Raw genomic sequence first — 25,474 nt, 5'->3', positions numbered from 1 at the left:
CCCCGTCAGGTAAGGAAGTCCATGTCCACTCAGGCAGATCTCGATCTCGCCACGCATACCGTCGTGACCGACGAGCGGGTGAAGAAGCAGAAGCCGTTCCAGCGTCTGCTGGTCCGTCCGGAGATCGGTGCCCTCTTCGGCGCCGTCATCATCTTCGTGTTCTTCGCCATCGTCGCCCCGCCGTTCCGGAGCCCCGAGGCCCTGGCCACCGTGCTGTACGCCTCGTCGACCATCGGCATCATGGCGTGCGGCGTGTCGGTCCTCATGATCGGCGGCGAGTTCGACCTGTCGACCGGTGTGGCGGTGACGTTCTCCTCGATCGCCGCGTCCATGCTGGCCTACAACCTCCACCTCAACGTGTGGATCGGCTCGGTCCTCGCCCTGGTGCTGGCACTGGGGGTGGGATTCCTCAACGGGTACCTGGTGATGAAGACGAAGATCCCGTCGTTCCTCATCACCCTGTCCTCGTTCCTGATGTTGACGGGCATCAACCTCGCGGTGACCAAGCTCGTCACCGGCCAGGTCGCGACGCAGTCCATCTCCGACATGGACGGGTTCGAGTCCGCCAAGAAGGTCTTCGCCTCGTCGTTCTCGGTCTTCGGTGTCTCGGTCCGCATCACCGTCCTGTGGTGGCTCGTCTTCACGCTCATCACCACCTACGTGCTGATGAAGACGCGCGTCGGCAACTGGATCTTCGCGGTCGGCGGCAACCAGGACTCGGCTCGCGCCATCGGTGTGCCGGTGACCAAGGTCAAGATCGGCATGTTCATGTTCGTCGGCTTCTGCGCCTGGTTCGTCGGCATGCACCTGCTCTTCGCCTTCAACACCGTCCAGTCCGGCCAGGGTGTCGGCAACGAGTTCCTCTACATCATCGCCGCGGTCATCGGTGGCTGCCTGCTCACCGGAGGTTTCGGTACCGCCATCGGTGCGGCCATCGGCGCCTTCATCTTCGGTATGACCAACCAGGGCATCGTCTACGCCGGCTGGAACCCGGATTGGTTCAAGTTCTTCCTCGGTGCGATGCTGCTCTTCGCCGTCATCGCCAACAACAGCTTCCGTTCCTACGCTGCGAAAAGGTGACACCTGACATGAGTGCAACCATCGAGACTCCCCTCGAATCGAACAGTGGCGGCAAGACCCCGCTGATCGAGCTGAAGAACGTCGGCAAGAGCTACGGCAACATCATCGCCCTCGGCGGGATCAACCTGCGCGTCGGCGCCGGCGAGGTCACCGGTGTTCTCGGCGACAACGGTGCCGGCAAGTCGACCCTCATCAAGATCATGGCCGGCCTGCACCAGCAGACCGAGGGCCAGCTGCTCGTCGACGGCGAGGAGGTCAAGTTCTCCTCACCCAAGGACGCGCTCGACAAGGGCATCGCGACGGTCTACCAGGACCTCGCCGTCGTGTCCCTGATGCCCGTGTGGCGCAACTTCTTCCTGGGCCAGGAGCTCCGGAAGAAGGGTGTCTTCCGCACCCTCGACGCCGCCGCGATGCGCGCGACGACCAAGGAGGAACTCCACAAGATGGGCATCGACCTGCCCGACGTGGACGCCCCCATCGGCTCGCTCTCCGGCGGTCAGCGCCAGTGTGTGGCCATCGCCCGCGCCATCTTCTTCGGCGCCCGTGTCCTCATCCTCGACGAGCCGACCGCCGCGCTGGGCGTCAAGCAGTCCGGCATGGTGCTGCGCTACATCTCGGCAGCCAAGGAGCAGGGCTTCGGCGTCGTGTTCATCACGCACAACCCGCACCACGCGTACATGGTCGGTGACCACTTCGTGCTGCTCAACCGTGGCCGCCAGAAGCTCGACTGCTCCTACGACGAGATCAGCCTCGACGATCTCACCAAGGAGATGGCCGGCGGCGACGAGCTCGAGACGCTCACCCACGAACTGCGCCGCTGACGCTCGACTCCCGGGCCCCGCACCTCACACGAGGTGCGGGGCCCGTGTCGTGTCGGCACCCGGACCGCGCGCGCGAGTGCTCGTGAGCAGAACTGCACCGACGATGACGGCCCCGCACCCCGGGTTTTCGCCAAGGGGTGCGGGGCCGTCGTTCTCGGGGTCTAGCGGAGAGGGAGACCTGCCGCCGTGTACGCGGCATCGACGAGCTCCATGGTGGCCACCGCGTCGTCGGCGTCGAGGGGGATCGGAGCGCCGCTCTGCACGTGCGCCGCGAAGGCCTCGAGCTGGTACTCGTACGACGGGCGGGTGCCGAGGTGCTCCACCGTCGTCCCCGACGTATCCGTGACGGAGACGCGGTCGTCGGTGTTCGGCTTGATGTGGTTGTGCGCGAACGCCGTTCCCTCGGAGAAGGTCAGCAGCACCGTGAACTCGTGCTCGGCGTGCTCCATCGAGTTCGTCACGGTGCCGGTGGCGCCGTCGGGGAACGCGAGTTCGATGGTCGACGTCGCGTCGACGCCGGGGTCACGTTCGGTGGCGACGGCGGAGACCACGCGGGGAGGCCCGCCGGCGACGTCGGCGAGCAGGCGGTGCACGTGGAGCCCGTAGCAGCCCAGGTCCATGACGGAACCGCCCGCGAGGTCGAGCGACCATCGCGGATCGTCGTCGGCGGGTGCGGGCATGGCCATGACGACCTCGACCCGCGTGAGGCGACCGAGGGTGCCGTTCGCGGCGATGTCCAGCAGCCGCCGCGTCACCGGGTGGAAGAGGTAGTGGAACCCCTCGACGATCACTGCGCCCGTCTCGCGAGCCACATCGCGCACTGCCCGCGCCTCGGCGGCGTTGCGCGCGAACGGCTTCTCCGTCAGGACGGCCTTGCCGGCGCGCAGTGCGCGCATGTTCCACTCGGCGTGCAGGGCGTTGGCGAGCGGGTTGTAGACGGCGTCCACCTCGGGATCGTCGATCACCGCGTCGTAGTCGTCGGCGACGCGCTCGACGCCGTACCGCTGTGCGAAGGCCTCGGCGCGGCCGCGATCGCGTGCCGCGACGACCACCAGTCGATGACCGAGCGCGTGAGCCGGTCCGATGATCGCCTGCTCCGCGATGCGCGACGCGCCGAGGACCCCGATGCGCAGAGGTGCCGTCACACCGCGGCCGTTCGGGCGGCGACGATGTCGTGGAGGTGCTGCACGCTGGCGACGACGTCCGTCACCGGGCCGCCCACCTCGCCCGGCTCCTCGGACAGGATGGTGTCCTGCTCGAGCACGAACCAGCCGGTGTATCCGGCGTCGAGGAGCGAGTCGACGACGCCGCCGATGCCCACGTCCCCGGTTCCGAGCGGCGTGTACATGCCGGCGCGGACCGCGTCGGTGTAGGTGAGCTCGCCGGCCTGGACCCGTGCTGCGAGGGCGGCGTCGACGTCCTTGAGGTGAGCGTGCGCGATGCGATCGGCCGCCGCGGTGGCCAGTTCGGCCGGATCGGTGCCGCCGATCATGAGGTGCCCGGTGTCCAGGCACAGCGGGATGGAGGAGCCGTCGAGCACGCGGTGCACCTCGTCGCGCTGCTCGATCATGGTGCCGACGTGGGGATGCACGACGGCGAGGATTCCCCGCTCGGCGGAGGCGGCGGCGAGACGATCGAGGTTGCGCAGCAACACGGTCCACTGATCGGCGGTGAGCGTCGGACGGGCGTCGTAGCCCTCCTGGCCGGTGGACGCGGCGAGGACGATGACGTCGGCGTTCGCGGCCACGAAGCCGTCGAGCAGCGAGGCGATGGTCGGCACCGGATCGTGCGACTCCTCGTGCAGCAGAACGGGAGCGAAGCCCCCGACGGAGGTGAGGTCGTGACCGGCGAGCACTGCGGCCAGGGATGCCGGATCGGCCGGGAGAAAGCCCTCGGGACCGTTCTCCGTCGCGGTGAGTCCGGCGCCGCGCATCTCTCGGAGCACGCGGTCGTTGTCCATCTGGTATCCCCAGCCGGGGACCTCGCAGACGCCCCACGAGATGGGTGCTCCGGCGATACGTACGGGTGCGGCGGTCATGAGCGGACCTCTTCCAGGGTGACGGGTGCGCCGCGGCGCAGGGATTCGGTGGCGGCCTCGGCGATCCAGGCGACCTCGAGGGCGTCCTGCGCGGTGCAGGGGGACGGGCGGGTGCCGGCGCAGACCTCCAGGAACGCGGACAGCTCGGCGCGGTAGGAGGCGGCGAACCGGTCCATGAAGAACCCGTGGGGCGTGTCCGAGGGGAACAGCTCGCCGTGCGGGAAGAGCTGGGACGCTTCCATGTTCCGGACCGGGGTGTGGGGATCCCAGCCGGCGACGACCGTGTCGTCCCGGCCGTGGACCTCGAGCCGGCAGTCGTAGCCGCGGCCGTTGTAGCGGGAGTTCGACACGACACCGACGGCGCCACCCTCGAACGTCAGGAGCACGGTGGCGGAGTCGACGTCGCCGGCGGCGGCGAACGCGGGATCGCCCTGGTTCGAGCCGGTGGCGAACACGGACACGACCTCGCGGCCGACGATCCAGCGCACGACGTCGAAGTCGTGGACGCTGCAATCGCGGAAGATGCCGCCGGACTCCGCGATGTACGCCATCGGCGGGGGAGCGGGGTCGAGAGTGGTGGACCGCACGGTGTGCAGGAACCCGAGATCCCCACTGCGCACGGCACGTTCGGCGGCCGCGACGGCCGGATCGAACCGCCGGTTGAACCCGATCTGGACGGGCACGTCGGAGGTCGCGATGCCGTCGACCACGGCCTTGCTCTCGGTGGCGGTGAAGGCCAACGGCTTCTCGCAGAAGACGGGGATCCCGGCGTCCACCGCGGCCAGCAGCAGCGAGGCGTGCGCGGGCGTGGCCGCCGCGACGACGATGCCGTCCACGCCGGCGGTGAGCATCGCGTCGACCCCGTCGACCTTCTCCGCGCCGTACTTCGCGGCGACGGCGTCGGTGACCTCCGGCCGTCCGTCGGTGACCACGAGGCTCGAGACCCCGTCGAGTCCGGCGAGAGTCTCGGTGTGGAACGCACCGATGCGTCCCAGTCCGACGACTCCGATTCGCTGGTTCCGAACGTCGTTGCCCATCAGTCCTGCCCTCCTACTACCTGTTGATCCCATTCGATGACCGAGCCGGTGACGACGCCGCTGCGCGGCGACAGCAGGAACACCACCATGTCGGCGATCTCGTCGGGCTGTCCGAGCTTGCCCATCGGCATGCGCGCGGCCGCGTCGGCGGCCCAGTCGTCCGGCGCGTCGTGGAACGTCCTCTGCGTCACGGCTTCGCCCTCGGTCTCGGTCCAGCCGATGTCGAGTGCGTTGATGCGGATCCGGTCGAACCGGTGAGCGTGTGCCGCGTTCTTGGTCAGCCCCGACAGGCCGGCCTTCGCCGCCACGTACGGGGCGAGGTAGGACTGCCCGCCGCGGCCGCTCACGGAGCCGATGTTCACGATGGTGCCGGGAGCCGAGCGCGAGAGCATGTCTCGGACGGCGGCCTGCATGACGAAGAACGGTCCCCGCAGGTTGACGGCCATGTGCTGGTCGAACAGCTCGGGGGTGGTGTCGAGCAGTGACCCTCGGGAGGTGAGTCCGGCCGCGTTGCACACGGCATCGACGCGGCCGTAGTGCTCGACGGTGCGCTCGACGCTCGCGATCGCCTCGATGGGGTCGCCGATGTCGGCGCGCACGAAGGTCGCGTCGTGGCCGTCGGCACGCAGCTCGCGTTCGAACGCGGTGCCCACCTCGTCACGTCGGCCGCTGAAGGCCACGCGTGCGCCCGCGGCGAGGCTCGCTCGCACGACGGCGGCGCCCACACCGGACGTGCCGCCGCTGACGAGAACGACGGTGTCGTCCAGAAGAGTGCCCACACCGGGAAGTCTTGCGGTCCCGGCGCCGGTGATCAACACTCTGAACGCATCAAAAACACCTCGAGAGGACACTGCTGTGGGACATCGCTACAAAGTGCGGGAGATCGCGCAGCAGTCGGGCCTGAGCGAGGCGACCGTGGACCGGGTGCTGCACGAGCGGCCCGGTGTCCGGGAGGACACCCGAGCGGAGGTGCGCCAGGCCATCGCCGACCTCGACAAGCAGCGCACCCAGTTGCGGTTGTCGGGGCGCAAGTTCTTCGTCGACGTGGTCATGCAGGCACCCGAGCGGTTCTGTTCCCAGGTGCGGTCCGCCCTCGAGGCCGAGTTGCCGATGCTGTCACCGGCCGTGGTCCGGTCGCGGTTCCACTTCCGGGAGACGGAGTCGGTGCCCGCGATGCTCGAGACGCTCGACGGCATCCGCGCGCGCGGCTCGCACGGACTGATCGTCAAGGCTCCGGACGATCCGCAGGTGTCCGACGCGCTCGACGCCGTCGTGGCAGCCGGCATCCCGGTGGTGACCTACGTCAGCGACGTGCCGTCGAGCGCGCGCACCGCGTACGTGGGCATCGACGACGGCGCCGCGGGCGCCACCGCGGCGTACCTCGTCGATCAGTGGCTGGGGGAGTCGACGTCGAGCGTGCTGGTCACCTTGAGCCACGACACGTTCCGCAACGAGGGTGAACGGGAGATCGGGTTCCGTCGGGCCCTGCGCCGCACGGCGTCCGGGGTGCCGCGGGCCGTGTTCGACATCGCCCGCAGCAGCGGACTCGACGACACGGTCGAGGACCTGGTGGTCGAGGCGTTGACGCAGCACCCCGACATCGAGGCGGTCTACTCCATCGGCGGCGGCAACGTCGCCACCGTGCGGGCCTTCGAGCGGGTGGGTCGTCGGTGCCGGGTGTTCATCGCCCACGACCTCGACGCGGACAACCGTCGGCTGCTGGCCGAGCGCTCCATCTCGGCTGTGCTGCACCATGATCTGCGTGCCGACGCGCGGTCGGCGTGCCGGTTGCTCATGCAGGCCGCCGGTGCCCTGGACGGTGTTCGGGACGAGCCGTCACCCGTGCACGTGGTCACTCCGCACAACACTCCCCGATGACGCGCTCCGGCCGAGGAGCCAGATGGCGAGTGCGGCGAGGGAGATCGCTGCCCCGGTGAGGCACAGCACCGCCCACCCACCGACGGAATAGCTGACGGACGCAGCGACGGAACCGAGGACGCCGCCGCCGAAGTAGCTCACCATGTACGCGGTGTTGAGACGGTTTCGCGCCGGCGGATCCAGGACGAACACGACGTTCTGATTGCTGATGTGCGCGCCCTGGGTGCCCAGGTCGAGAGCCAAGATGCCGACGATCAGGACGACGACGGCCCACACGGCGGAGCTGCCCGATCCGAGGAAGAGCAGCGCCCAGCTGGCCAGCAGGATCGTCAGGCACAGCGTCGTCGCGCGCCGTCCGTGTCCCTTGTCGGTCATGCGCCCGGCGATGGGTGCCATCAACGCACCGGCGACCCCGGCGATGCCGAACAGGCCGATGACGGCGTCACCGTAGGAGAACGGCGGAGCCGCGAGCAGGAACGCGAGCCCGGTCCACAGCACCGAGAACGCGGCCATGAGGAGCGCGCCCAGAGCCATGCGCAACCGGAGCTCCCGGAGTTCGCGTACGAGCGTCAGGATGGAGCCGAGAATGCCGCGGTAGGTGTCGGTCACCACCGGGGTCGACACCGGGACGTACTTCCGCAGCACCACCGCGAGCAGGGCGATGGCCACGGCGGCCACCCCGTAGACCAACCGCCAGCCGCCCAGTTCGGACAGGAACCCACTGACGGTGCGGGCGAGCAGGATTCCGGTGAGCAGGCCGCTCATGACGGTGCCCACGGTGCGTCCGCGATCCTCCTCCGCGGCGAGGGCCGAGGCGAGCGGGACGATGACCATGGCGGCGGACGCTCCCACCCCGGCGAGGACGAGGGCGGCGGCGAGCATCGGGAAGCCGGGGGACACCACGGCGATGCCGTCCGCGACGGCGCAGATCAGGGCGGCGGTGACGATGAGGCGCCGCCGTTCGATCAGGTCGCCGAGCGGGACGAGGAACGCCAGACCGATGGCGTAGCCGATCTGCGCGGTGGTGACGAGGATCCCCGCCGTGCCCTCCTCGATGTCGAAGGAGCGGGCGATCGTGTCGAGCAGCGGTTGCGCGTAGTACAGATTCGCGACCAGGACACCGCAGGTGACGGCCAGCAGGAGGACCAGCCCGCGGCCGATGGTGGGTTCGGTCGTCGAGCTGCCCCCGGGTTCTGTCACCGCTCAACTATGGCCCCACCTCGTCGAGACCGCACAGCGGGGACTCCGGAGACCTCGAGAACACCTCGAGATCCGTTCGACGGGTTCGACTGATCTCGGGACAGTCGGGGTATCCGTGCAGCACGGTGACAGACACAGGCGTCACCCGACCACTCGCCGGACGACCGACACAGGAGCCGCACATGAGCAAGCACGAACCGCTGGGACCTCTCGCGAAGGGGTTCCTCGCCGCGGACATGTTCGGCTACCAGGGCATTCTGACGGACGAGGAGTCGGAGACGGTAGGGGTGGTGCGTCGCTTCCTCGAGGACGAGGTCGCCCCGCGCGCGAACGAGTTCTGGGAGAAGGCGGAGTCACCGGTCCATCTGCTCCCGCGCCTGGCCGATCTCGGGATCGTCGGTCTGGAGTACGAGTTCGACGGTCGCGCGCCCGCACGCAAGGTCTTCACCGGGTGGCTGGGCATGGAGTTCTCGCGGGTCGATCCGTCCACGGGCACCATGTTCACTGTCCACAGCGGGCTCGCGATGAGCAGCATCGCCATCCTGGGCTCGGACGAGCAGAAGGAGCGGTGGCTCCCGGCCATGCGCCGCATGGAGAAGATCGGCGCCTTCGGCCTGTCCGAGCCGCACGGCGGTTCCGACGTCGCCGGCGGGTTGGAGACCACGGCGCGTCTCGACGGCGACCACTGGATCCTCAACGGCAGCAAGCGGTGGATCGGCAACGCCACCTTCGCCGACCTGATCATCGTCTACGCGAAGGACGAGGCGGACGGTGAGGTGAAGGGCTTCGTCCTCGAGAAGGGGGACGACGGCTTCCCCGAGGGGTTCCGTGCGGAGAAGATCGAGCGCAAGTACTCGCTGCGCGCGGTCGAGAACGCAGATCTGTACTTCGAGGACTGCCGGGTGCCCACCGCGAACAAACTCGAGCACGCGAACTCGTTCGCCGACACCGCCAAGGTCCTGTCCCTCACCCGCGGCGGCGTCGCGTGGGGCGCGGTCGGAGTGATGATCGGTGCCTTCGAGAAGGCGGTGGCCTACGCACAGGAGCGCGAGCAGTTCGGGGCGCCCATCGCGTCGTTCCAGTTGATCTCGGACCTGATCGCGCGCATGGCCGGCAACATCACCGCGTGCCTCGGGATGGCACTGCGGGTGTCGCAGCTGCAGGACTCCGGGGTGCAGCACGACGAGCACGCGGCACTGTCCAAGAGCTACACCACCACGCGACTGCGTGAGGTGGTGGGCTGGGCCCGAGAGATCATGGGGGGCAACGGCATCGTGCTCGACTACGACGTGATCCGTTACTTCACCGATGCCGAGGCGCTGTACTCGTACGAGGGCACGTCGCAGATGAACAACCTCATCGTCGGCAGGGGAGTGACGGGGTACTCGGCGTTCGTCTAGTCCGAAGCGCACGAGAGCCCGCTCCTGCAGTGCAGGAGCGGGCTCTCGTGGTGGTGCGCGAGGATCAGCGTGCGAAGAGCAGTGCGCGCTTGACTTCCTGGATCGCCTTCGTCACCTGGATGCCACGGGGGCACGCGTCGGTGCAGTTGAAGGTGGTGCGGCAGCGCCACACACCCTCGACGTCGTTGAGGATGTCCAGGCGCTCGGGAGCGCCCTCGTCACGGCTGTCGAAGATGAAGCGGTGTGCGTTGACGATGGCGGCGGGACCGAAGTAGCTGCCGTCGTTCCAGTACACGGGGCACGAGGTGGTGCAGCACGCGCACAGGATGCACTTGGTGGTGTCGTCGAATCGCGCGCGGTCGGCGGCCGACTGGATGCGCTCACGCGTGGGCTCGTTGCCGGACGTCATCAGGTAGGGCTTGACGGCGCGGAACGCGTCGAAGAACGGCTCCATGTTCACGATGAGGTCCTTCTCCACGGGCAGACCGCGGATGGGTTCGATCGTGATGGTGAGGGACTTCGAGGAGTCCTTCGGGAGCATGTCGCGCATCAGGACCTTGCAGGCCAGACGGTTGACACCGTTGACACGGACCGCGTCGCTGCCGCACACGCCGTGCGCGCACGAGCGGCGGAACGAGAATGTGCCGTCCAGGTAGTTCTTCACGTACAGCATCAGGTTGAGAAGACGGTCGGTCGGCAGGGTGGGGACCTGGAAGCTGTCCCAGTGCGAACCCTTGTCGTCCTCCGGGTTGAAGCGAGCGATCTTCAGTGTGACCATCACTGCTTCGTCCGGAACCGCAGGCAGACCGCCCTTGTCTTCGGACTTGTCGATAGCGGGTGCGCTCATCAGTACTTACGCTCCATCGGCTCGTAGCGGGTCTGCACCACGGGCTTGTAGTCGAGGCGGATATCGGAGAGCAGACCCTCGCCCACCTTGTACGCCATGGTGTGGCGCATGAAGTTGACGTCGTCGCGCTCCGGGTAGTCCTCGCGGGCGTGTCCGCCGCGAGTCTCCTTGCGGTTGAGAGCACCGGCGACGGTGACCTCCGCCATCTCCAGCAGGAAGCCGAGCTCGACGGCCTCGAGCAGGTCGCTGTTGTAGCGCTTGCCCTTGTCCTGCACGGTGATCCGGCCGTAGCGCTCCTTCAGTCCCTGGATGTCGCTCAGGGCCTGCTTGAGGGTGTCCTCGGTACGGAAGACGGACGCGTTGTTGTCCATCGACTGCTGCAGCTCGGTGCGGATGGTCGCGACCTTCTCGTTGCCGTGATCCGAGAGGATGAGTTCGAGCCATTCCTCGACCATCTTCTGCGGAGCCTCGGGCAGCGGGGTGAAGTCGACGCTGTTGGCGTGCTCGGCGGCAGCGATGCCGGCGCGACGGCCGAACACGTTGATGTCGAGCAGCGAGTTGGTGCCGAGACGGTTGGAGCCGTGCACGGACACGCAGGCGCACTCGCCGGCGGCGAAGAGGCCGGGAACGACGTCGTCGTTGTTGCGGAGCACCTCACCGCGGATCTTGGTGGGGATGCCGCCCATGACGTAGTGGCACGTCGGGTACACGGGCACCAGCTCGGTGACCGGGTCGACGCCCAGGTACGTGCGGGAGAACTCCGTGATGTCCGGGAGCTTCTCCTCCAGGACGTCGGCGCCGAGGTGGGTCACGTCGATGTAGACGTAGTCCTTGTTCGGTCCGGCACCGCGACCTTCGAGCACCTCGAGCACCATCGAGCGGGCGACGATGTCGCGCGGCGCGAGGTCCTTGATGGTGGGGGCGTAGCGCTCCATGAAGCGTTCACCGTCCGCGTTGCGGAGGATTCCGCCCTCACCGCGCACGGCCTCGGAGATGAGGATGCCCAGTCCGGCGAGGCCGGTCGGGTGGAACTGGTGGAACTCCATGTCCTCGAGCGGCAGGCCCTTGCGGAAGATGATGCTCATGCCGTCACCGGTGAGGGTGTGGGCGTTCGAGGTGGTCTTGTAGATACGACCCGAACCGCCGGTGGCGAACACGATCGACTTCGCGTGGAACACGTGCAGCTCGCCGGTGGCCAGCTCGTAGGCGATGACGCCGGTGGCCACGGGGCCCTCGTCGGTCTCCGTCAGCGCGATGTCCAGTGCGTAGAACTCGTTGAAGAACTCCACGTCGTGCTTGACGCACTGCTGGTACAGCGTCTGGAGGATCATGTGGCCGGTGCGGTCGGCGGCGTAACACGCACGGCGCACGGGCGCCTTGCCGTGGTCACGGGTGTGCCCGCCGAAGCGGCGCTGGTCGATCTTGCCCTCGGGCGTGCGGTTGAACGGCAGGCCCATCTTCTCTAGGTCGAGGACCGCGTCGATGGCCTCCTTCGCCATGATCTCGGCGGCGTCCTGGTCGACCAGGTAGTCGCCGCCCTTGATCGTGTCGAAGGTGTGCCACTCCCAGTTGTCCTCCTCGACGTTGGCGAGGGCAGCACACATTCCGCCCTGCGCCGCGCCGGTGTGGCTGCGAGTGGGGTAGAGCTTCGTGAGCACCGCGGTGCGGGCGCGCGGACCGGCCTCGATCGCCGCGCGCATACCTGCACCACCGGCACCGACGATCAGTACGTCGTAACGATGTTCCTGCATGTGCACTCTCCCCTAGCTGGCGGTGATGTTGGGGTCGAACGTGAAGATGACGTACGTGCCCAGACCCATGATGAGGATCATCGAGAGCACCAGAAGCGTGGTGAGCCAGAACCGCGTGGAGTCCTTGCGCGAGTAGTCGGCGATGACGGTCCGCAGACCGTTGCCGCCGTGCAGCTGCGCCAACCAGAGCATCGTCAGGTCCCACACCTGCCAGAACGGGCTCGACCAGCGGCCGGCCACGAAGGCGAAGTTGATGCGGTGAACACCGTCGTCGAGCAGCAACATGATGGACATGTGGCCGAGGACGAGGACGACGAGCGCGAGTCCGGAGAAGCGCATGAACAGCCATGCGTAGAGCTCGAAGTTGCCGCGGTTCTTCCGGCGCGGTGAGCGCGGATTGTCGAGGCTGGCGGGACGGTCGTGAGACGTTCCCAGCGTGCGTGCCTGCTTGGCACCTGCGTCGGTGGTCGCCATGGCTCAGTGCCCCCCGGTGAAGGTGTTGTAGAGGATGCGTGCCGCGCCCGGGATCATGACGACGAACCAGATGCCGAGGATGACCCACAGCATGAGGCGCTGGTACTGGGTTCCCTTCGACCAGAAGTCGACGAGCATGACTCGGATGCCGTTGAGTGCGTGGTAGAGCACCGCGGCCACGAGGCCGAGCTCCATCAGGCCGACGATCGGCGTCTTGTACGTGTCGATCACGTCGTTGTACGCCTGGGGATCGACGCGGACGAGCGCCGTGTCCAGGACGTGCACGAACAGGAAGAAGAACGTGACGACACCGGTGATCCGGTGCAGAACCCAGGACCACATGCCAGGGTCTCCGCGGTACAGAGACCGCGTGCGCTCCCGCGTCGGGGCGGCTTCGGTCGTGCTAGCCATCGAGTGCAGTGCCTCCAACATCATTGATGGACGCGACGAGCGAAGACGCCCGGAGAGATACCGGAGAAATCCAGCTCGATCGTGTGTGTGAAACGACTTCTTCGAACTCTAATCCCATGCTCGGACACGCACTAATTCGCGTTGGGCCTGGCGTTTCCCTGCCGACCGGAAGTTAGGTTTGCCTGTCCAATGACCTGGTGGGTCGCTCGGAGTTGCCTGCAGTGGCAGCCTCGACGTGACAGGATCGCCCTCATGCCGGAAGTCGACTGGAAATCCTTGCGCGACAGTGCCCGTGAGGCTATGACCCACGCCTACGCGCCCTATTCGAACTACCCCGTGGGGGCCGCTGCGACAGTGGACGACGGACGCATCGTCGCCGGATGCAATGTGGAAAATGTCTCATACGGTCTCGGGCTCTGCGCCGAGTGCGGACTGGTGTCGGCGCTGAATGCGAGCGGCGGCGGACGCCTGATCGCGTTCTCGTGCTGCGACAGTCGAGGCTCGATCCTGCTGCCGTGCGGCCGTTGTCGGCAGCTTCTGTTCGAGTTCGGCGGAGGCGATCTGCTGATCGACACGGCGTCGGGTGTGCGTCCACTGAGCGACCTCCTCCCCGAGGCGTTCGGCCCCGACGATCTCGCCGCGGGGCAGGTCTCGAACACCGCTGAGAAGGCGGTGACCGATGCCTGATGCCGTATCGGTGATAGCCACCAAACGCGATGGCCACACCCTTTCTTCGGACCAGATCTCGTGGATGGTCGACGCGTACACCCGTGGCGACGTGGCGGACGAGCAGATGTCGGCCCTCACGATGGCCATTCTGCTGCGCGGCATGACACGCGTGGAGATCCGTCAGTGGACCGACGCGATGATCGCGTCGGGCAGCCGCATGGACTTCTCGTCCATCTCGCGTCCCACCGTCGACAAGCACTCCACGGGCGGTATCGGGGACAAGATCACGCTCCCGCTCGCACCCCTCGTCGCGGCGTGCGGTGCGGCGGTGCCGCAGCTGTCGGGACGCGGTCTCGGCTACACCGGCGGCACGCTGGACAAGCTGGAGTCCATTCCGGGCTGGCGGGCCGATCTCACGGCCGACGAGATGACCCGACTCCTCGACGACCCCGCTGTCGGCGCGGTGATCTGCGCTGCGGGTGCGGATCTGGCCCCGGCGGACAAGAAGCTCTACGCCCTGCGTGACGTCACCGGCACCGTCGAGTCGATCCCGATGATCGCCGCGTCGATCATGAGCAAGAAGATCGCCGAGGGGACGGGCGCACTGGTCCTGGACGTGAAGTGCGGATCGGGTGCGTTCATGAAGTCGCTGGATCAGGCGCGCGAGCTCGCCGCGACGATGGTCGAGCTCGGCACCGATTCGGGCGTCAACACGGTCGCCCTGGTCACCGACATGTCCACCCCGCTCGGCCTCACCGCCGGCAACGCTCTCGAGGTGCAGGAATCCCTCGATGTCCTGGCCGGCGGCGGCCCTGCGGACGTCGTCGAGCTGACTCTCGCGCTGGCGCGCGAGATGGTCGCGGCCGCCGGACTCGACGGTGTCGATCCGGCCGACAAACTGCGCGACGGCACGGCCATGGACCGGTGGCGGGCGATGATCGCCGGACAGGGTGGCGATCCCGATGCGCCGCTGCCCGTGGCACGACATACTCACGACGTCGTGGCCGACCGCGACGGCGTGGTCACCCGTGTGGACGCCATGGCGGTGGGTATCGCCGCCTGGCGGCTGGGTGCCGGGCGCGAGCGGCAGGGCCAGCAGGTCCAGGCAGGAGCAGGGGTGCGCATGCATGTCAGACCGGGAGAGCGGGTGTCCGCCGGGAGTTCGGTGTTCACGCTGCACACGGACACCCCGGAACGGTTCGACGGTGCGCTCGAGGCACTGACGGACGGATGGGCCGTCGGCGACGACGCTCCTGCCGTCTCGCCGCTGATCCTGGATCGGATCGGTACGTAGTGTGACGCGCGCTCGGTGGTTCCTCGTCACGCTGGTGGGGGTGATGCTCGCGATTGTGCTGGGCGCGTGCGGGTCGTCCTCGGACGAGCCGTTGATCGACACGGTCACCGACAACGGTGTGCTCGTGGTCGGCACGGAGGGCACGTACAGCCCCTTCAGTTTCCAGGGGTCCGACGGTGACCTGACGGGGTACGACATCGACGTCGTCCGCGCGGTCGGGGAGAAACTCGGCGTACGCGTCGAGTTCGTCCAGACGCCGTTCGACTCGATCTTCGCCGGTCTCGAGTCCGGCCGGTTCGACCTCATCGCCAACCAAGTGACCGTCAACGACGAACGGCAGGCCAAGTACGACCTCTCGCGGCCGTACACCGTCTCCGAGGGCGAGATCGTCGCGCGGGCCGGGGACACGTCGATCACCTCGTTGGCGGATCTGGCCGGCCGGACCACGGCGCAGTCGTCGACGAGCAACTGGGCCGAGGTGGCCACCGACGCAGGCGCTCAGGTGCAGGCCGTCGAGGGATTCGTCCAGGCGGTGACGCTGGTCAAGGACGGCCGTGTCGACGCCACCGTCAACGACTCGCTCGCCATCGCCGAGTACTTCGCGCAGACCGGGGACACGGGTGTCGCCGTCGCCGCCCAGACCGGGGACACCAGTTTGCAGGCCTTCGCCGCCCGCAAGGACAGCGGCCTGATGGAGCAGGTGAACACCGCGCTGGAGGAGCTGCAGGACGACGGCACGCTGGCGGCGGCCTCGGAGCGCTACTTCGGGTCCGACGTCGCGGTGCCGGATCCGCAGACCGCCGCGGCCACCGCCCCCACCGCCGAGGCCGGGGCCACCGAGTCGACTCAGGAACTGATCACCCGCAACCTGGTGCCGATGCTGAAGGCCACCGTCACCACGACGTTGCCGCTCACCGCGATCAGCTTCGTCATCGGTCTCGCGATCGCGCTGGCCGTGGCACTGGCCCGGATCTCCTCGATCCGACCCCTGTCGCTGCTCGCGCGCTTCTATGTCTCGATCGTCCGCGGCACTCCGTTGCTGCTGCAGCTGTTCATCGTGTTCTACGCGTTGCCGCAGTTCGGGGTGGTCATCTCGCCGTTCCCGGCGGCGGTGGTGGCGTTCAGCATCAACGTCGGTGGCTACGCGGCGGAGATCGTGCGCGCCGCCATCCTCGGCGTGCCCAAGGGCCAGTGGGAGGCGGCCGAGACCATCGGCATGGGGTACCGCACCGCGCTGCAGCGCATCATCCTTCCGCAGGCTCTGCGCACCGCGGTGCCGCCCTTGTCCAACACGTTGATCTCGTTGGTGAAGGACACGTCGCTGGCGTCCACGATCCTGGTGACCGAGCTGCTCCGCGTGGCGCAGCTCGCGGCGGCTCCCACCTTCGACTTCTTCGCGCTGTACTCGGTGGCCGCGGTGTACTACTGGATCATCTGCATCGTCCTGTCGTCCGTGCAGGGCAGGCTCGAGACCCGACTGGACAGGTACGTGGCGCGATGACCGAGAAGCCCTTGATCGAGGCCGCAGGACTGCGGAAGTCGTTCGGCGACAACCACGTCCTGCAGGGAGTCGACTTCACCGCCGACCGCGGCACGGTCACCGTCGTCGTGGGCCCGTCCGGCTCCGGCAAGACGACGCTGCTGCGTGGGCTCAACGCACTCGACCCGATGGACTCCGGCACCGTGCGCATCGGCGACGTGTCCGCGGATTTCGGTGAGCTGGCGTCGGCTCCGCGTGGGCGCGTCCGGTCGGCGACCGCCGCGCTGCGCGCACAGAGCGGCATGGTGTTCCAGAGCCACAATCTGTTCCCGCACAAGACGGTGCTGCAGAACGTCGTCGAGGGTCCCGTGATCGTGCAGAAGCACCCACGGGCGGAGGCCGAAGCGGCGGGCAGGGAACTGCTCGCGCAGGTCGGTCTCACCGGCAAGGAGGACCAGTACCCGTTCCAGCTGTCGGGCGGTCAGCAGCAGCGCGTCGGGATAGCCCGCGCGCTCGCACTGGCCCCAGAGCTCATGCTGTTCGACGAGCCCACCTCGGCGCTCGATCCGGAGCTCGTCGGCGAGGTGCTGTCGGTCATGAAGAACCTCGCGAGCGAGGGCTGGACCATGGTCGTGGTCACTCACGAGATCCGGTTCGCGCAGCAGGTGGCCGACCAGGTGCTGTTCGTCGACGGGGGAGTCGTGGTCGAGCGAGGCACCCCCACCGATGTGCTGACGCACCCGGCGCAGGAGAGGACGCAACAGTTCCTCAAACGCATCCTCGACCCGCTGTAGGCGAAGGGCGCGAGGCGCGGCCGCGAACACTACAGTCGGGACATGGATGACGATCTGACGGTTGCTCCGGACAGCGCGGCACGACTGAGCGGTCCGGCACCCCTGGACATGCAGAACATCGCCCGCGCGCCGAAGGCGTTGTTGCACGACCATCTCGACGGCGGGCTCCGGCCGTCGACCGTGCTGGAACTGGCGAGCGAGTGCGGGTACGACGGGCTTCCCGCGTCGGACGCGGAGAGTCTCGGCCGGTGGTTCCGCGACGCCGCCGACAGCGGCTCCCTGGAGCTGTATCTCGAGACGTTCGCACACACCGTCGCCGTCATGCAGACGGCCGAGGGCCTGCAGCGTGTGGCGCGCGAGTGCGCCGAGGATCTGGCCGCCGACGGTGTCGTCTACGCCGAGGTGCGCTACGCGCCCGAGCAGCACCTCGAGAAGGGGCTCACGCTCGACGAAGTCGTGGAACACACCCTCGAAGGGTTCCGCCAGGGCGAGAGCGCCGCCCGTGCGGCCGGTCGGCCCATCGTCATCGGGTGCCTCCTCACCGCGATGCGGCATGCCGCCCGCTCCCGCGAGATCGCCGAACTCGCGGTCCGCTACCGCGATCAGGGTGTCGCGGGCTTCGACATCGCCGGCAAGGAAGCGGGCTTCCCCCCGAGCCGGCACCTCGACGCGTTCGAGTACATGCGGGCGAACAACGCGCACTTCACCATTCACGCCGGCGAGGCGTTCGGTCTGCCCTCCATCCACGAAGCGATCGCGTTCTGTGGCACGGACCGGTTGGGCCACGGGGTGCGCATCGTCGACGACATCACCACGAACGCCGACGGCGCCCGCGAACTCGGCCAGCTCGCGAATTATGTGCGGGACAAGCGGATTCCGCTGGAACTGTGCCCCAGCTCCAACGTCCAGACGGGCGCCGTGGCCAGCATCGAGGAGCACCCCTTCGACATTCTGGCCCGCTTACGGTTCCGCGTCACCGTGAACACGGACAACCGGCTGATGAGCGACACCTCGATGAGCAAGGAGATGTACCGGCTCGCCACGGCATTCGGCTACGGCTGGTCGGACCTCGAGCGGTTCACGATCAATGCGCTCAAGTCGTCGTTCCTGCCCTTCGACCAGAGGTTGGCGCTGATCGACGACGTCGTGAAGCCGGGGTATCGGGTGTTGTTGGGGTAGGGGTCGTCCGCGTACCGCTCCGCTGCTAGGAGCACATGACGCTCCCCTCGAATGGCATGGTGATGCTCCTCGCTATCGCGGCGTATCCGCATCGGCGATTGACCGTGGATGGTTTCTCATCCATCCAAGTTCTCGCACAGTGGCCCGGTGATATAGCCGTCCTCGCAGCCGTTCCTGGTCTGAATGTCACCGCTGGTGGGTTCTTGTCCGCACGCGATACCGCAGCGTTCATATCCGTTGACCACGCCGTCTCCATTGCGGTCTTCTTCTGCGATGTAGGGGAATCCGCCACCGGGATTCGGATTTATCGGCTCGTCGTTGATGCAAGCGGGGTCTGACGATGACGACGTGCCGTCGGTGTATACGGCTGTCTCGGGGTAATCGCAGTACCAAAGGACCTTTTCGGCAGGGGGTACATACGTGTCGCACGTGCTTTCGTAGCCAGTCGTTCCATCCGAATACAGCGCGGTGCCGGATTGATACAGATTCAGATCACCGCATTCGAAGGTGATCGGTTCCGGTGCAGGATCGGCGAGAGTCTCCGAGCTGATCGGCGCAACTGTGGTCGACGGGACTGTGGTCGAAATCGCGGGTGTCGTGGTGGTCGTAGCGGGTTCTGCGGAACTGCAGGATGAGAGCCCGGCTGTGCTGAGCAGGGCGACGGCGGCGAGGACTGTAGCGAGTTTCATGGTCACTCTCGAGGGTGTGGCGGTGCTGGCTGACGGAAGCAGTATTCCTCGAACTATCGCTTGGACCCTGCGGTATGTTTCATCGTGCTTGGAGGGGCTCGTCTGAACCAACGACGACTTGAATGGTCACCGAGAGCCCATTCATGCCGAACAGAAGAAGGGTCGATTCGTGAGACGTGTACTCGGTGCGGTCACCATGTCAATGATTGCCGTGGTCGTCACCGCATGTGGCAGCGGCGGGACGCCTGCCGATCCGGAGACCAGTTCGACCGTGGCGACCATCGCGTTCAGTTCACCTGAACTGACACCGCTTCCGACCACATCCGGGCCGGCTGTGCGCAGCACTCCTCCGCCGGTGGTGCTCTCCACCGAGCCGGCCAGCATTGTGGGGTGTCAGCCTGGAGACAACCCGGTCGAGACAACCTGGTCGGACGGCTCAGTCACGGCATACAGCGAGTATTGCCAGAATGTCCGAGACGAATTCGTGCGCGGCCAATACGCTGCGGAGTCCGGCCCGACCGAGTTCACATGCGAGTCCGGGTATGCGTGCGGAATCACGGAGGCCGACGGCGTCGTGTGTGACCAGAACGGATGCCGATCGTCACGGACTGCCTGACCCGAGCGGAGAACGATCATCCCGATCCGACCGACAACTGACGTGACTTCTTCTGGCAGCACCGTGCTGTCACCAGTACCCACACGTCCACCGGCTCACGCCTTTCACGGTGCGTCGAGACCGACCTGAAGCACCATCTCGCAACGATGAGGACCTCACATGGCGAAACGACGCGGATTCTTCGCGGAGATTCAACACCAGAACCGACTTCGGGAACAGCGTGAACGGCAGCAGCAGCGGGCCACCGCCCAAGCGCACGCCCGAGCGACGCGGGAAGCGGAACGTTCGAGGAAGGAGTCGGAACGCAATAGAGTCGCGGACGTCCGCCGCGCCGCCGCCCTCACTGCGGCGCAGATCAAGGAGCAGGCGCGTCTGCATGTCCAGGCCCGTCAGGCCGAGGTCGACCTGCTCAATGCCACCTTGGCGCAGCAGCTCGAGGACATCGACGCAATCCTCGCCGCCACGCTCGAGGTGGACGATTACGTGGATCTGGCCTCGCTGCGGCAGCCGGTGCAGCACCCGCCGTTCTCCCGCCCCGACCTGACCCAGCCCGCGCCGCCCCCCGTACCTCCGCCGTTGTCCCCGGAACCGGTCTACGTCGAACCCGCTGCGCCGGCGGGCATCGGGGCCGTTCTGGGTGGCAGGAAGAAGCATGCCGCTGCCATCGAAGCGGCGCAGGCGCAGTACTGGGAACACCGCCGACAGTGGGAGCAGTACGCCAGCGCGCACCACTCTGCGCACCAGCAGGCCGAGACCGCGCACCGGGAACGCGAGACGCACCGGTTGGACGCTCTGGCCGCCGCCCAGGCGCAGTACGAGACGGAGTGCGCACAACGGCGCACCGAGATCCTGGCAGCCAACGTGCGCCTCGAGAAGCTCATGACAGGCCTGCAGGACCGAAAGCCTGCGGCGCTGGAGGAGTACGTGTCCATCGTTCTCGCAAACTCCGCCTATCCGGAGTGCTTCGAGGTCGAGCACGACTTCACCTTCGACGGTGCGGTGGGGGAACTCACTTTGACCGTGCACGTTCCGCACCCGGACACGCTGCCTACCGAGAAGGCCTTCAAGTACACCAAGGCAAGCGACTCGATCACCAGCACTTCTCTGCCGGTCAAGGCCTGCAAGGACCGTTACGCGACGGCGGTGTGTCAGGTCGCCCTGCGCACCGCGCATGAGATCTTCGAAGCCGACCGGGACGGTATCGTGGCGACGTTGTCGATGACCGTCGGTGTGGACGCCGTCGACCCGGCAACGGGGCGGGACCACTTCGTTGCGCTGGTCCAGTTGGCCACTGACAGAGTGAGCTTCGAAGCCCTTGACCTCGGGCGGGTCGACGCGAGGGCGACGCTGGACCACCTCCGGGCGGGTGTGTCGAAGAACCCGTACGACCTGGTCCCGGTCAGCAACTCCCGAGGAGTTCGAGGATGACAAGAACCTTTATCAACGCGCGGTGCGAAAGGTACAGGTCATGACCGACGATGGCGGCGCAGATGTCATCCGGGCACTCCGAGGCGCACTGGTGGCGAAGGAACGGGAACTGCATTTTCTGCAGGACCAACTCGCCGCGGTCACTCGCGAACGCGACGAGGCTGTGCAGACCGCGTCGACTCCGGCCCCCGCGCCCGAGGCTGCGCCGGTGGCGCCACCGGGCGTCGTCGAGACTGACGACCGAGTCGTTCTGCAGGAAGTGGGCATCTACACCTACCAACATCCCCTGCAGAACGCCGAGCAGTACCGCGAACGACTGGCCGATGTGCGAGACCGGATCAAGCAGTCCGTGATCTCCACCGCGGCCGTCGAAGCGTCAGACAGGTTCTCCTTCAACAACTCCCTCGCCAAGGGTCGCAAGATGACCGCGGATCTGTCGAAGTTGATGCTCCGCGCGTACAACGCCGAGGCGGAGAACTGCGTGCGGACCCTCAAAGCGGGCAACCTCGCCACCGCTGTCAACCGCCTGGAGAAAGCGGCCGCCACGATAGCCAAGCTCGGAGCGCTGATGGAGATGCACGTCTCTGACGACTATCACCGGCTCCGGGTGACGGAACTCGAACTCACCGCGGACTACCTGATGAAGGTCCAAGAAGAGAAGCTCGCGCAACGCGAGGAGCGGGAGCGGCTACGGGAGGAACGCAAGGTCGAGCAAGAACTCGCCGCGCAACGGGAGAAGCTCGATAAGGAGCGCTCGCACTATCAGAACGTGGCCGATTCAATGGGGGACCGCGACGACGAGGAGGCCCGGCGCGTGCGGGAAAAATTGGCGGATCTGCAGTCGGCGATCGAGCAGAACGACTATCGCCGCGCCAACATTCGAGCCGGATATGTCTATGTGATCAGCAACCAGGGTGCATTCGGTCCGGACGTGGTGAAGATCGGCATGACCAGGAGGCTTGAACCAATGGACCGGGTCCGCGAACTCGGCAGCGCGTCGGTGCCGTTCCCGTTCGATGTTCACGCGCTGTACTTCTCTGATGACGCCGTCGCCTTGGAAGCATCACTGCACGCTGCATTTTCGGATCGACGACTGAACCACGCGAACCTGCGGCGTGAGTACTTCTTCGCACGCCCGTTGGAAGTGAGGACCGTTCTCGCGCAACAGGTGGGGAACCTGATGGAGTACACCGAGGAGCCTCAATCGACGCAGTACTATCAAAGCCGTGGACAGTGGCCGACGCGACTTCGCGGCTAGCCACGGGATTTGCCGACGCAGGTCGCGGCGTGCGTCGACACGCTTGATCAGGGGCCGAGGCGATCGACTGTCGGCCGGCTCCGGTGGTATAGATGGGAGATCGCCTGGGAGCCCCCAAGCCACCCCACTCTGATCACTGAGGCCCTGCTCAGACCTACTGACTGCGCTCGCCGGTTGTGCACCCTCGCATCTGGCGGCGCGCTAGCCCCGTTCGCGATTCCAACGTTCGCCCGCTTAGGACGCGTAGCGCGACCCAAGTAGTTTCACGTGAGTCCGATATTCGTAACAGACATTCACCAACAGATGAAGAAACCCTGCAGTTGGCTCGGCGACGGACGGTACGCCGTCCGATCAGCGACCAGTGAGACGAACTTGCGTCGGCTCCGAAACGTTATCCGACTCGATCACAACTCCACTGTCCTGGGTTCGCGCCATGAACTCAGGATTGAGGTCGAGGTCGTCATCGAACTCCCCGTTCAAGTTCTTGGCCAGTGTGTCGGCCAGACGGTGGCCCATCGGGCGGAAGGTCATATACGTCAGCCCGCCGGACACGAAGCCGCCGACAACAGGCACGGCTTTTGTAATGGTCTTTTCGACCGTCTTCTTGGTGATCTTCTGGCCGATCAGTGCGCCGACCTTCTTGACAAGGGGGTACCAGGTTGTCTTGGTCAGCGCCTGTGCGGCAACCTTTTTGCCGATGTTCGCGCCTGCAGCCGTCGATATGCTCCCCACTAGCGCGGATGCCCCAGCCGCACCGAACATCGCGCCCAGATAGGCGATCACGCGAATTTGAGCTGTTTCCGACAGTTCTTCACCATCGAACAGGTCATCTTCGCCGAACATGTAAGCGATTTGCTGTGCGAGGTTGATGGCGAACCCGAAATATTGGACGACGTCGGCTCCGCCCGCGGCGACCATGACGACGGGGTTGCCTGGCAGGCCGGCGGCGAAAGACATGGCCGAGGTTTTCGCCGCACTGTTCTTGATGAGGGAATCACACTTCTTACGAAGCGACTCGACCGTGAAGACGGCCTGGGGTCCCTCGGCGAGAATGATGTCAAGATGGGGCGAACTCGCGAACTGCTTGCGTAGGAACGCGTCTCTGTCGACGTGTACTACGGGGAGCTTCGCGACAGCCCCAATCGTCTGCAGCGTTGTTGCGTAGAGCTTGTCCTGCGAGGGCTCGGCCATACTCGAACAATAGCCACTCGCTTCGACTACGAGCGACCGGGCTGGACAAACGACGACCCTGGTTGCCAATGAGCAAGTGACCACGATGTTGCGGCGTCGGCGCAGTACGCATGCGAACGGCAATGGATTCTGTGGCTGACCGTGTCGACCCGTCCAGACAGCCTTGCCAGGGATCGCACGGCTGGGTGCGCGGGCCACACGAAGGGACGATCCAGGTGTGCGTGGCAGCACCTTATTTCTCGGCCGGGTCGCACCGACAACTTGATGGGTTCGCACCACGTAGCCGACGAGCCGAATACACTCCCACTCGTGCACCGCATCTTCACCACCCCCGTCTCGTCCGTGTACCCGCACTACGTCACCAAGGTGGAGCGCAAGGGTCGGACGAAGGACGAGCTCGACGAGGTCGTCCGCTGGCTCACAGGCTTCGACGACGCCGAGTTGGCGCAGCACCTCTCGGCGGACACGACGTTCCTCGATTTCTTCGAGGCCGCGCAGCTGAACCCGAACGCGCCGCTCATCACAGGGTCGGTGTGTGGGGTGCGGGTGGAGTCGGTGGAGGATCCGCTGATGCAGAACATCCGTCGACTCGACAAGCTCGTCGACGAGCTCGCCAAGGGGCGACCGATGGCGAAGATCCTGCGCGCCTGATCGGCACGCCGACGGTCAGGTGGTCGGACGCAACCGGGTCTCGAACTCGCGCTCCAGGGCGCGCCACGACTCCGCCTCGGCGTCGAACGGAGCGCTCGGGGCCATGCGTCCGTCCACCGGCTCGAGGATGTAGGAGATGAGCCAGCCGAGGGGAGTGGCCGGCGCCAGTGCCTCCTCGACGGACGCGTCCTTGGCGTAGTCGGCTGCGTCGGTGAACAGTTCGACGGCGAGATCGAGCTGATCGGCGTCGACGGATTCCGGTCCGCGGGCCAGGTCGTCGGCGAGCCCGGGCAGCACGTACACGTTCTCGTCGGTCACCTGCACGTCGAGAGAACCGTCGACGGCCGCGGTGCGCACGTCGTCGTACGTGCTGACCGTCGTGAGGTCGTGGTCGTGATCGTCGGCCAGGTAGCGGGCGAGCGCGCGCTCACTTCCGAACACGAAGATCGCGCCCGAACGTCCCAGGAACAGCGGCTCGTCGTCGAGGTAGCAGCGCAGTGTGTAGTAGGTGTCCTCGGAGGTGATGATGCGCACCGGATCGATACCCACCGAGCCCCAGTAGGTCTCGTCCTCGTCGTCGGTGTCGACGGGGACCACGACTACATCGGAGTCGTCCGACGCGGTGTCGTCGTCGGTGTCGATGTCCTCGTCGTCCAGATCCTCTGCGTCCACGATGTTCTCGGCTGCGGCCGTGATCTCCGCATCGGCCACGGCGGTCGCCTCGGCATCGACGTCGGGAGTGGTCAGGACGGTGTCGATGGCGTCGAGGACGGCGTCCCACCCCTTCGCCACGACGGCACCGATACGGTTCCAGAGCTGCGAGCCCTCACGCCCGACGAAGGCGTCGGCACCGCGGGACAGCACTCCGAGAAGTGCATTGGCAGAGAAGAAGCGAGTGACGGCATCCAGTTCGCAGACCTCGCCGAGGGTGCGTGCCATCTCGAGGGAGCGGGCCAGCTCGATGATGGAGTCCTCGTCCGGATCCCCCGCGGCGAGCTCCGGAACGCCCACGAGGTCGTAGACGTGGTCGTCGTCCGGCTCGATGTGCGCTGCGGAGAGCGCGACGACGGTGCGCCACTGGGGATGGTCGACGAGGTCGTTGTCGGTGTCGGTGCGGATGAACGCCGCCATCTCGGCCACCGACGGGAACGCGTAGAGATCGTCCTCGCGACCGAGGAAGGCCTCCCACTCCTCGCCGTCCTCACGCCACTCGGGCGCCCACAGGGTGACGAGGTCGCCGGCAGTCACACCGAGTTCGATCGGGACGATGTCTCCAGCCATGGCCGCG

The 25,474-nt window shown here is 66.7% G+C and carries 24 protein-coding genes; 12 read left to right on the top strand and 12 right to left on the bottom strand.

The genetic code is table 11. The features are described 5' to 3' along the window. The first annotated feature begins 21 nt into the window (after nt 1-21). Both BR07_RS0100320 and BR07_RS0100315 read left to right on the top strand, forming a co-directional pair. On the top strand, nt 22-1,080 hold the full coding sequence (locus BR07_RS0100320) for an ABC transporter permease (RefSeq protein ID WP_027503734.1): 1,059 nt from the start codon (nt 22-24) through the stop codon (nt 1,078-1,080). A gap of 8 nt (nt 1,081-1,088) precedes the next feature. Next, complete coding sequence (locus tag BR07_RS0100315) at nt 1,089-1,901, top strand: ATP-binding cassette domain-containing protein (RefSeq protein ID WP_027503733.1); 813 nt, start codon at nt 1,089-1,091, stop codon at nt 1,899-1,901. Nucleotides 1,902-2,062: 161 nt separating this feature from the next. Here the strand turns inward: BR07_RS0100315 and BR07_RS0100310 are convergent, their stop codons facing one another. Genes BR07_RS0100310 through BR07_RS0100295 form a run of 4 tightly spaced genes read right to left on the bottom strand, consistent with a single transcriptional unit; the run spans nt 2,063 to nt 5,755 of the window. Continuing rightward, nucleotides 2,063-3,046 (bottom strand): Gfo/Idh/MocA family protein, encoded by a 984-nt coding sequence (locus BR07_RS0100310; protein WP_231476083.1) that lies wholly within the window; start codon nt 3,044-3,046, stop codon nt 2,063-2,065. Further along, nucleotides 3,043-3,939 (bottom strand): sugar phosphate isomerase/epimerase family protein, encoded by an 897-nt coding sequence (locus BR07_RS0100305; RefSeq protein WP_027503731.1) that lies wholly within the window; start codon nt 3,937-3,939, stop codon nt 3,043-3,045. Before BR07_RS0100305 ends, BR07_RS0100310 begins: the two co-directional genes overlap by 4 nt. Continuing rightward, nucleotides 3,936-4,976 (bottom strand): Gfo/Idh/MocA family protein, encoded by a 1,041-nt coding sequence (locus BR07_RS0100300; protein ID WP_037183802.1) that lies wholly within the window; start codon nt 4,974-4,976, stop codon nt 3,936-3,938. Before BR07_RS0100300 ends, BR07_RS0100305 begins: the two co-directional genes overlap by 4 nt. Beyond that, entirely contained in the window at nt 4,976-5,755 is a 780-nt protein-coding gene (locus BR07_RS0100295; protein ID WP_027503729.1) for an SDR family oxidoreductase, read from the bottom strand. The genes BR07_RS0100300 and BR07_RS0100295 overlap by 1 nt, the downstream gene beginning before the upstream one ends. A gap of 76 nt (nt 5,756-5,831) precedes the next feature. Here BR07_RS0100295 and BR07_RS0100290 point away from each other — a divergent pair, with 76 nt between their 5' ends. Then, nucleotides 5,832-6,854 (top strand): LacI family DNA-binding transcriptional regulator, encoded by a 1,023-nt coding sequence (locus BR07_RS0100290; RefSeq protein WP_027503728.1) that lies wholly within the window; start codon nt 5,832-5,834, stop codon nt 6,852-6,854. Here BR07_RS0100290 and BR07_RS22660 read toward each other — a convergent pair. Beyond that, nucleotides 6,813-8,054 (bottom strand): MFS transporter, encoded by a 1,242-nt coding sequence (locus tag BR07_RS22660; RefSeq protein ID WP_051612911.1) that lies wholly within the window; start codon nt 8,052-8,054, stop codon nt 6,813-6,815. The two genes, BR07_RS0100290 and BR07_RS22660, sit on opposite strands and share 42 nt — an antisense overlap. Nucleotides 8,055-8,236: 182 nt before the next feature. Between BR07_RS22660 and BR07_RS0100280 the strand changes: the two genes are divergently transcribed. Then, nucleotides 8,237-9,454, top strand: a complete 1,218-nt coding sequence (locus BR07_RS0100280) for an acyl-CoA dehydrogenase family protein (protein WP_051612910.1) — start codon at nt 8,237-8,239, stop codon at nt 9,452-9,454. A 64-nt stretch (nt 9,455-9,518) separates the two neighbouring features. Here BR07_RS0100280 and BR07_RS0100275 read toward each other — a convergent pair whose 3' ends face one another. From BR07_RS0100275 to sdhC, 4 genes are read right to left on the bottom strand one after another with little or no spacing between them, the layout of a single operon-like run. Continuing rightward, nucleotides 9,519-10,301, bottom strand: a complete 783-nt coding sequence (locus tag BR07_RS0100275; protein WP_027503726.1) for a succinate dehydrogenase iron-sulfur subunit — start codon at nt 10,299-10,301, stop codon at nt 9,519-9,521. Continuing rightward, nucleotides 10,301-12,052, bottom strand: coding sequence for a succinate dehydrogenase flavoprotein subunit (sdhA, locus tag BR07_RS0100270; RefSeq protein WP_027503725.1), 1,752 nt, complete (start codon nt 12,050-12,052; stop codon nt 10,301-10,303). The genes BR07_RS0100275 and sdhA overlap by 1 nt, the downstream gene beginning before the upstream one ends. A gap of 12 nt (nt 12,053-12,064) precedes the next feature. After that, nucleotides 12,065-12,526: a succinate dehydrogenase hydrophobic membrane anchor subunit gene (locus BR07_RS0100265; protein ID WP_027503724.1), complete on the bottom strand. Its 462-nt coding sequence runs from the start codon at nt 12,524-12,526 to the stop codon at nt 12,065-12,067. A gap of 3 nt (nt 12,527-12,529) precedes the next feature. Then, entirely contained in the window at nt 12,530-12,937 is a 408-nt protein-coding gene (sdhC, locus tag BR07_RS0100260) for a succinate dehydrogenase, cytochrome b556 subunit (RefSeq protein ID WP_081821085.1), read from the bottom strand. Between the two features lie 252 nt (nt 12,938-13,189). Between sdhC and BR07_RS0100255 the strand changes: the two genes are divergently transcribed. The 5 genes from BR07_RS0100255 (at nt 13,190) to BR07_RS0100230 (ending at nt 18,353) form a co-directional block, all read left to right on the top strand. Then, nucleotides 13,190-13,624, top strand: a complete 435-nt coding sequence (locus BR07_RS0100255; RefSeq protein WP_027503722.1) for a cytidine deaminase — start codon at nt 13,190-13,192, stop codon at nt 13,622-13,624. After that, on the top strand, nt 13,617-14,900 hold the full coding sequence (locus BR07_RS0100250; RefSeq protein WP_027503721.1) for a thymidine phosphorylase: 1,284 nt from the start codon (nt 13,617-13,619) through the stop codon (nt 14,898-14,900). The genes BR07_RS0100255 and BR07_RS0100250 overlap by 8 nt, the downstream gene beginning before the upstream one ends. A 43-nt stretch (nt 14,901-14,943) precedes the next feature. After that, on the top strand, nt 14,944-16,401 hold the full coding sequence (locus tag BR07_RS26475) for an ABC transporter permease subunit (protein WP_081821084.1): 1,458 nt from the start codon (nt 14,944-14,946) through the stop codon (nt 16,399-16,401). Next, on the top strand, nt 16,398-17,174 hold the full coding sequence (locus tag BR07_RS0100235) for an amino acid ABC transporter ATP-binding protein (RefSeq protein WP_027503720.1): 777 nt from the start codon (nt 16,398-16,400) through the stop codon (nt 17,172-17,174). Before BR07_RS26475 ends, BR07_RS0100235 begins: the two co-directional genes overlap by 4 nt. A 108-nt stretch (nt 17,175-17,282) precedes the next feature. Beyond that, nucleotides 17,283-18,353: an adenosine deaminase gene (locus BR07_RS0100230; protein ID WP_037184105.1), complete on the top strand. Its 1,071-nt coding sequence runs from the start codon at nt 17,283-17,285 to the stop codon at nt 18,351-18,353. 116 nt (nt 18,354-18,469) lie between these two features. Here the strand turns inward: BR07_RS0100230 and BR07_RS26470 are convergent, their stop codons facing one another. Beyond that, nucleotides 18,470-19,042: a hypothetical protein gene (locus BR07_RS26470; protein ID WP_231476187.1), complete on the bottom strand. Its 573-nt coding sequence runs from the start codon at nt 19,040-19,042 to the stop codon at nt 18,470-18,472. A gap of 775 nt (nt 19,043-19,817) precedes the next feature. On the opposite strand from BR07_RS26470, the gene BR07_RS27505 reads away from it, so the two are divergent. Together BR07_RS27505 and BR07_RS0100205 are read left to right on the top strand one after the other, a co-directional pair. Then, a complete protein-coding gene (locus tag BR07_RS27505) occupies nt 19,818-21,086 on the top strand; it encodes a hypothetical protein (protein WP_027503715.1) in 1,269 nt (422 codons plus the stop codon). A gap of 40 nt (nt 21,087-21,126) precedes the next feature. Then, entirely contained in the window at nt 21,127-22,344 is a 1,218-nt protein-coding gene (locus BR07_RS0100205) for a DUF4041 domain-containing protein (RefSeq protein ID WP_027503714.1), read from the top strand. 351 nt (nt 22,345-22,695) lie between these two features. On the opposite strand, the gene BR07_RS22640 is transcribed toward BR07_RS0100205, so the two are convergent. Continuing rightward, nucleotides 22,696-23,535 carry a hypothetical protein gene (locus tag BR07_RS22640; protein WP_037183796.1) on the bottom strand — a complete coding sequence of 280 codons (840 nt, stop codon included), beginning with the start codon at nt 23,533-23,535 and terminating at the stop codon, nt 22,696-22,698. Nucleotides 23,536-23,844: 309 nt separating this feature from the next. Here BR07_RS22640 and BR07_RS0100195 point away from each other — a divergent pair, with 309 nt between their 5' ends. Further along, complete coding sequence (locus tag BR07_RS0100195; RefSeq protein WP_027503713.1) at nt 23,845-24,186, top strand: DUF2200 domain-containing protein; 342 nt, start codon at nt 23,845-23,847, stop codon at nt 24,184-24,186. Between the two features lie 15 nt (nt 24,187-24,201). Here the strand turns inward: BR07_RS0100195 and BR07_RS0100190 are convergent, their stop codons facing one another. Then, a complete protein-coding gene (locus tag BR07_RS0100190; RefSeq protein ID WP_027503712.1) occupies nt 24,202-25,467 on the bottom strand; it encodes a hypothetical protein in 1,266 nt (421 codons plus the stop codon). Between the last annotated feature and the right edge of the window lie 7 nt (nt 25,468-25,474).

Source organism: Rhodococcus sp. UNC23MFCrub1.1, from assembly GCF_000686025.1.
Taxonomy (GTDB): domain Bacteria; phylum Actinomycetota; class Actinomycetes; order Mycobacteriales; family Mycobacteriaceae; genus Rhodococcoides.
This window is presented reverse-complemented; position numbering and strand designations above follow the sequence as displayed.

What these genes read in the sequence shown, in the direction of transcription:
- BR07_RS0100320 (WP_027503734.1), top strand. Translation starts at nt 22, where the DNA reads ATGTCCACTCAGGCAGATCTCGATCTCGCCACGCATACCGTCGTGACC.
- BR07_RS0100315 (WP_027503733.1), top strand. Translation starts at nt 1,089, where the DNA reads ATGAGTGCAACCATCGAGACTCCCCTCGAATCGAACAGTGGCGGCAAG.
- BR07_RS0100305 (WP_027503731.1), bottom strand. Translation starts at nt 3,939, where the DNA reads ATGACCGCCGCACCCGTACGTATCGCCGGAGCACCCATCTCGTGGGGC.
- BR07_RS0100300 (WP_037183802.1), bottom strand. Translation starts at nt 4,976, where the DNA reads ATGGGCAACGACGTTCGGAACCAGCGAATCGGAGTCGTCGGACTGGGA.
- BR07_RS0100280 (WP_051612910.1), top strand. Translation starts at nt 8,237, where the DNA reads ATGAGCAAGCACGAACCGCTGGGACCTCTCGCGAAGGGGTTCCTCGCC.
- BR07_RS0100275 (WP_027503726.1), bottom strand. Translation starts at nt 10,301, where the DNA reads ATGAGCGCACCCGCTATCGACAAGTCCGAAGACAAGGGCGGTCTGCCT.
- sdhA (WP_027503725.1), bottom strand. Translation starts at nt 12,052, where the DNA reads ATGCAGGAACATCGTTACGACGTACTGATCGTCGGTGCCGGTGGTGCA.
- BR07_RS0100265 (WP_027503724.1), bottom strand. Translation starts at nt 12,526, where the DNA reads ATGGCGACCACCGACGCAGGTGCCAAGCAGGCACGCACGCTGGGAACG.
- sdhC (WP_081821085.1), bottom strand. Translation starts at nt 12,937, where the DNA reads ATGGCTAGCACGACCGAAGCCGCCCCGACGCGGGAGCGCACGCGGTCT.
- BR07_RS0100255 (WP_027503722.1), top strand. Translation starts at nt 13,190, where the DNA reads ATGCCGGAAGTCGACTGGAAATCCTTGCGCGACAGTGCCCGTGAGGCT.
- BR07_RS0100250 (WP_027503721.1), top strand. Translation starts at nt 13,617, where the DNA reads ATGCCTGATGCCGTATCGGTGATAGCCACCAAACGCGATGGCCACACC.
- BR07_RS26475 (WP_081821084.1), top strand. Translation starts at nt 14,944, where the DNA reads ATGCTCGCGATTGTGCTGGGCGCGTGCGGGTCGTCCTCGGACGAGCCG.
- BR07_RS0100235 (WP_027503720.1), top strand. Translation starts at nt 16,398, where the DNA reads ATGACCGAGAAGCCCTTGATCGAGGCCGCAGGACTGCGGAAGTCGTTC.
- BR07_RS0100230 (WP_037184105.1), top strand. Translation starts at nt 17,283, where the DNA reads ATGCAGAACATCGCCCGCGCGCCGAAGGCGTTGTTGCACGACCATCTC.
- BR07_RS26470 (WP_231476187.1), bottom strand. Translation starts at nt 19,042, where the DNA reads ATGAAACTCGCTACAGTCCTCGCCGCCGTCGCCCTGCTCAGCACAGCC.
- BR07_RS27505 (WP_027503715.1), top strand. Translation starts at nt 19,818, where the DNA reads ATGGCGAAACGACGCGGATTCTTCGCGGAGATTCAACACCAGAACCGA.
- BR07_RS0100205 (WP_027503714.1), top strand. Translation starts at nt 21,127, where the DNA reads ATGACCGACGATGGCGGCGCAGATGTCATCCGGGCACTCCGAGGCGCA.
- BR07_RS22640 (WP_037183796.1), bottom strand. Translation starts at nt 23,535, where the DNA reads ATGGCCGAGCCCTCGCAGGACAAGCTCTACGCAACAACGCTGCAGACG.
- BR07_RS0100190 (WP_027503712.1), bottom strand. Translation starts at nt 25,467, where the DNA reads ATGGCTGGAGACATCGTCCCGATCGAACTCGGTGTGACTGCCGGCGAC.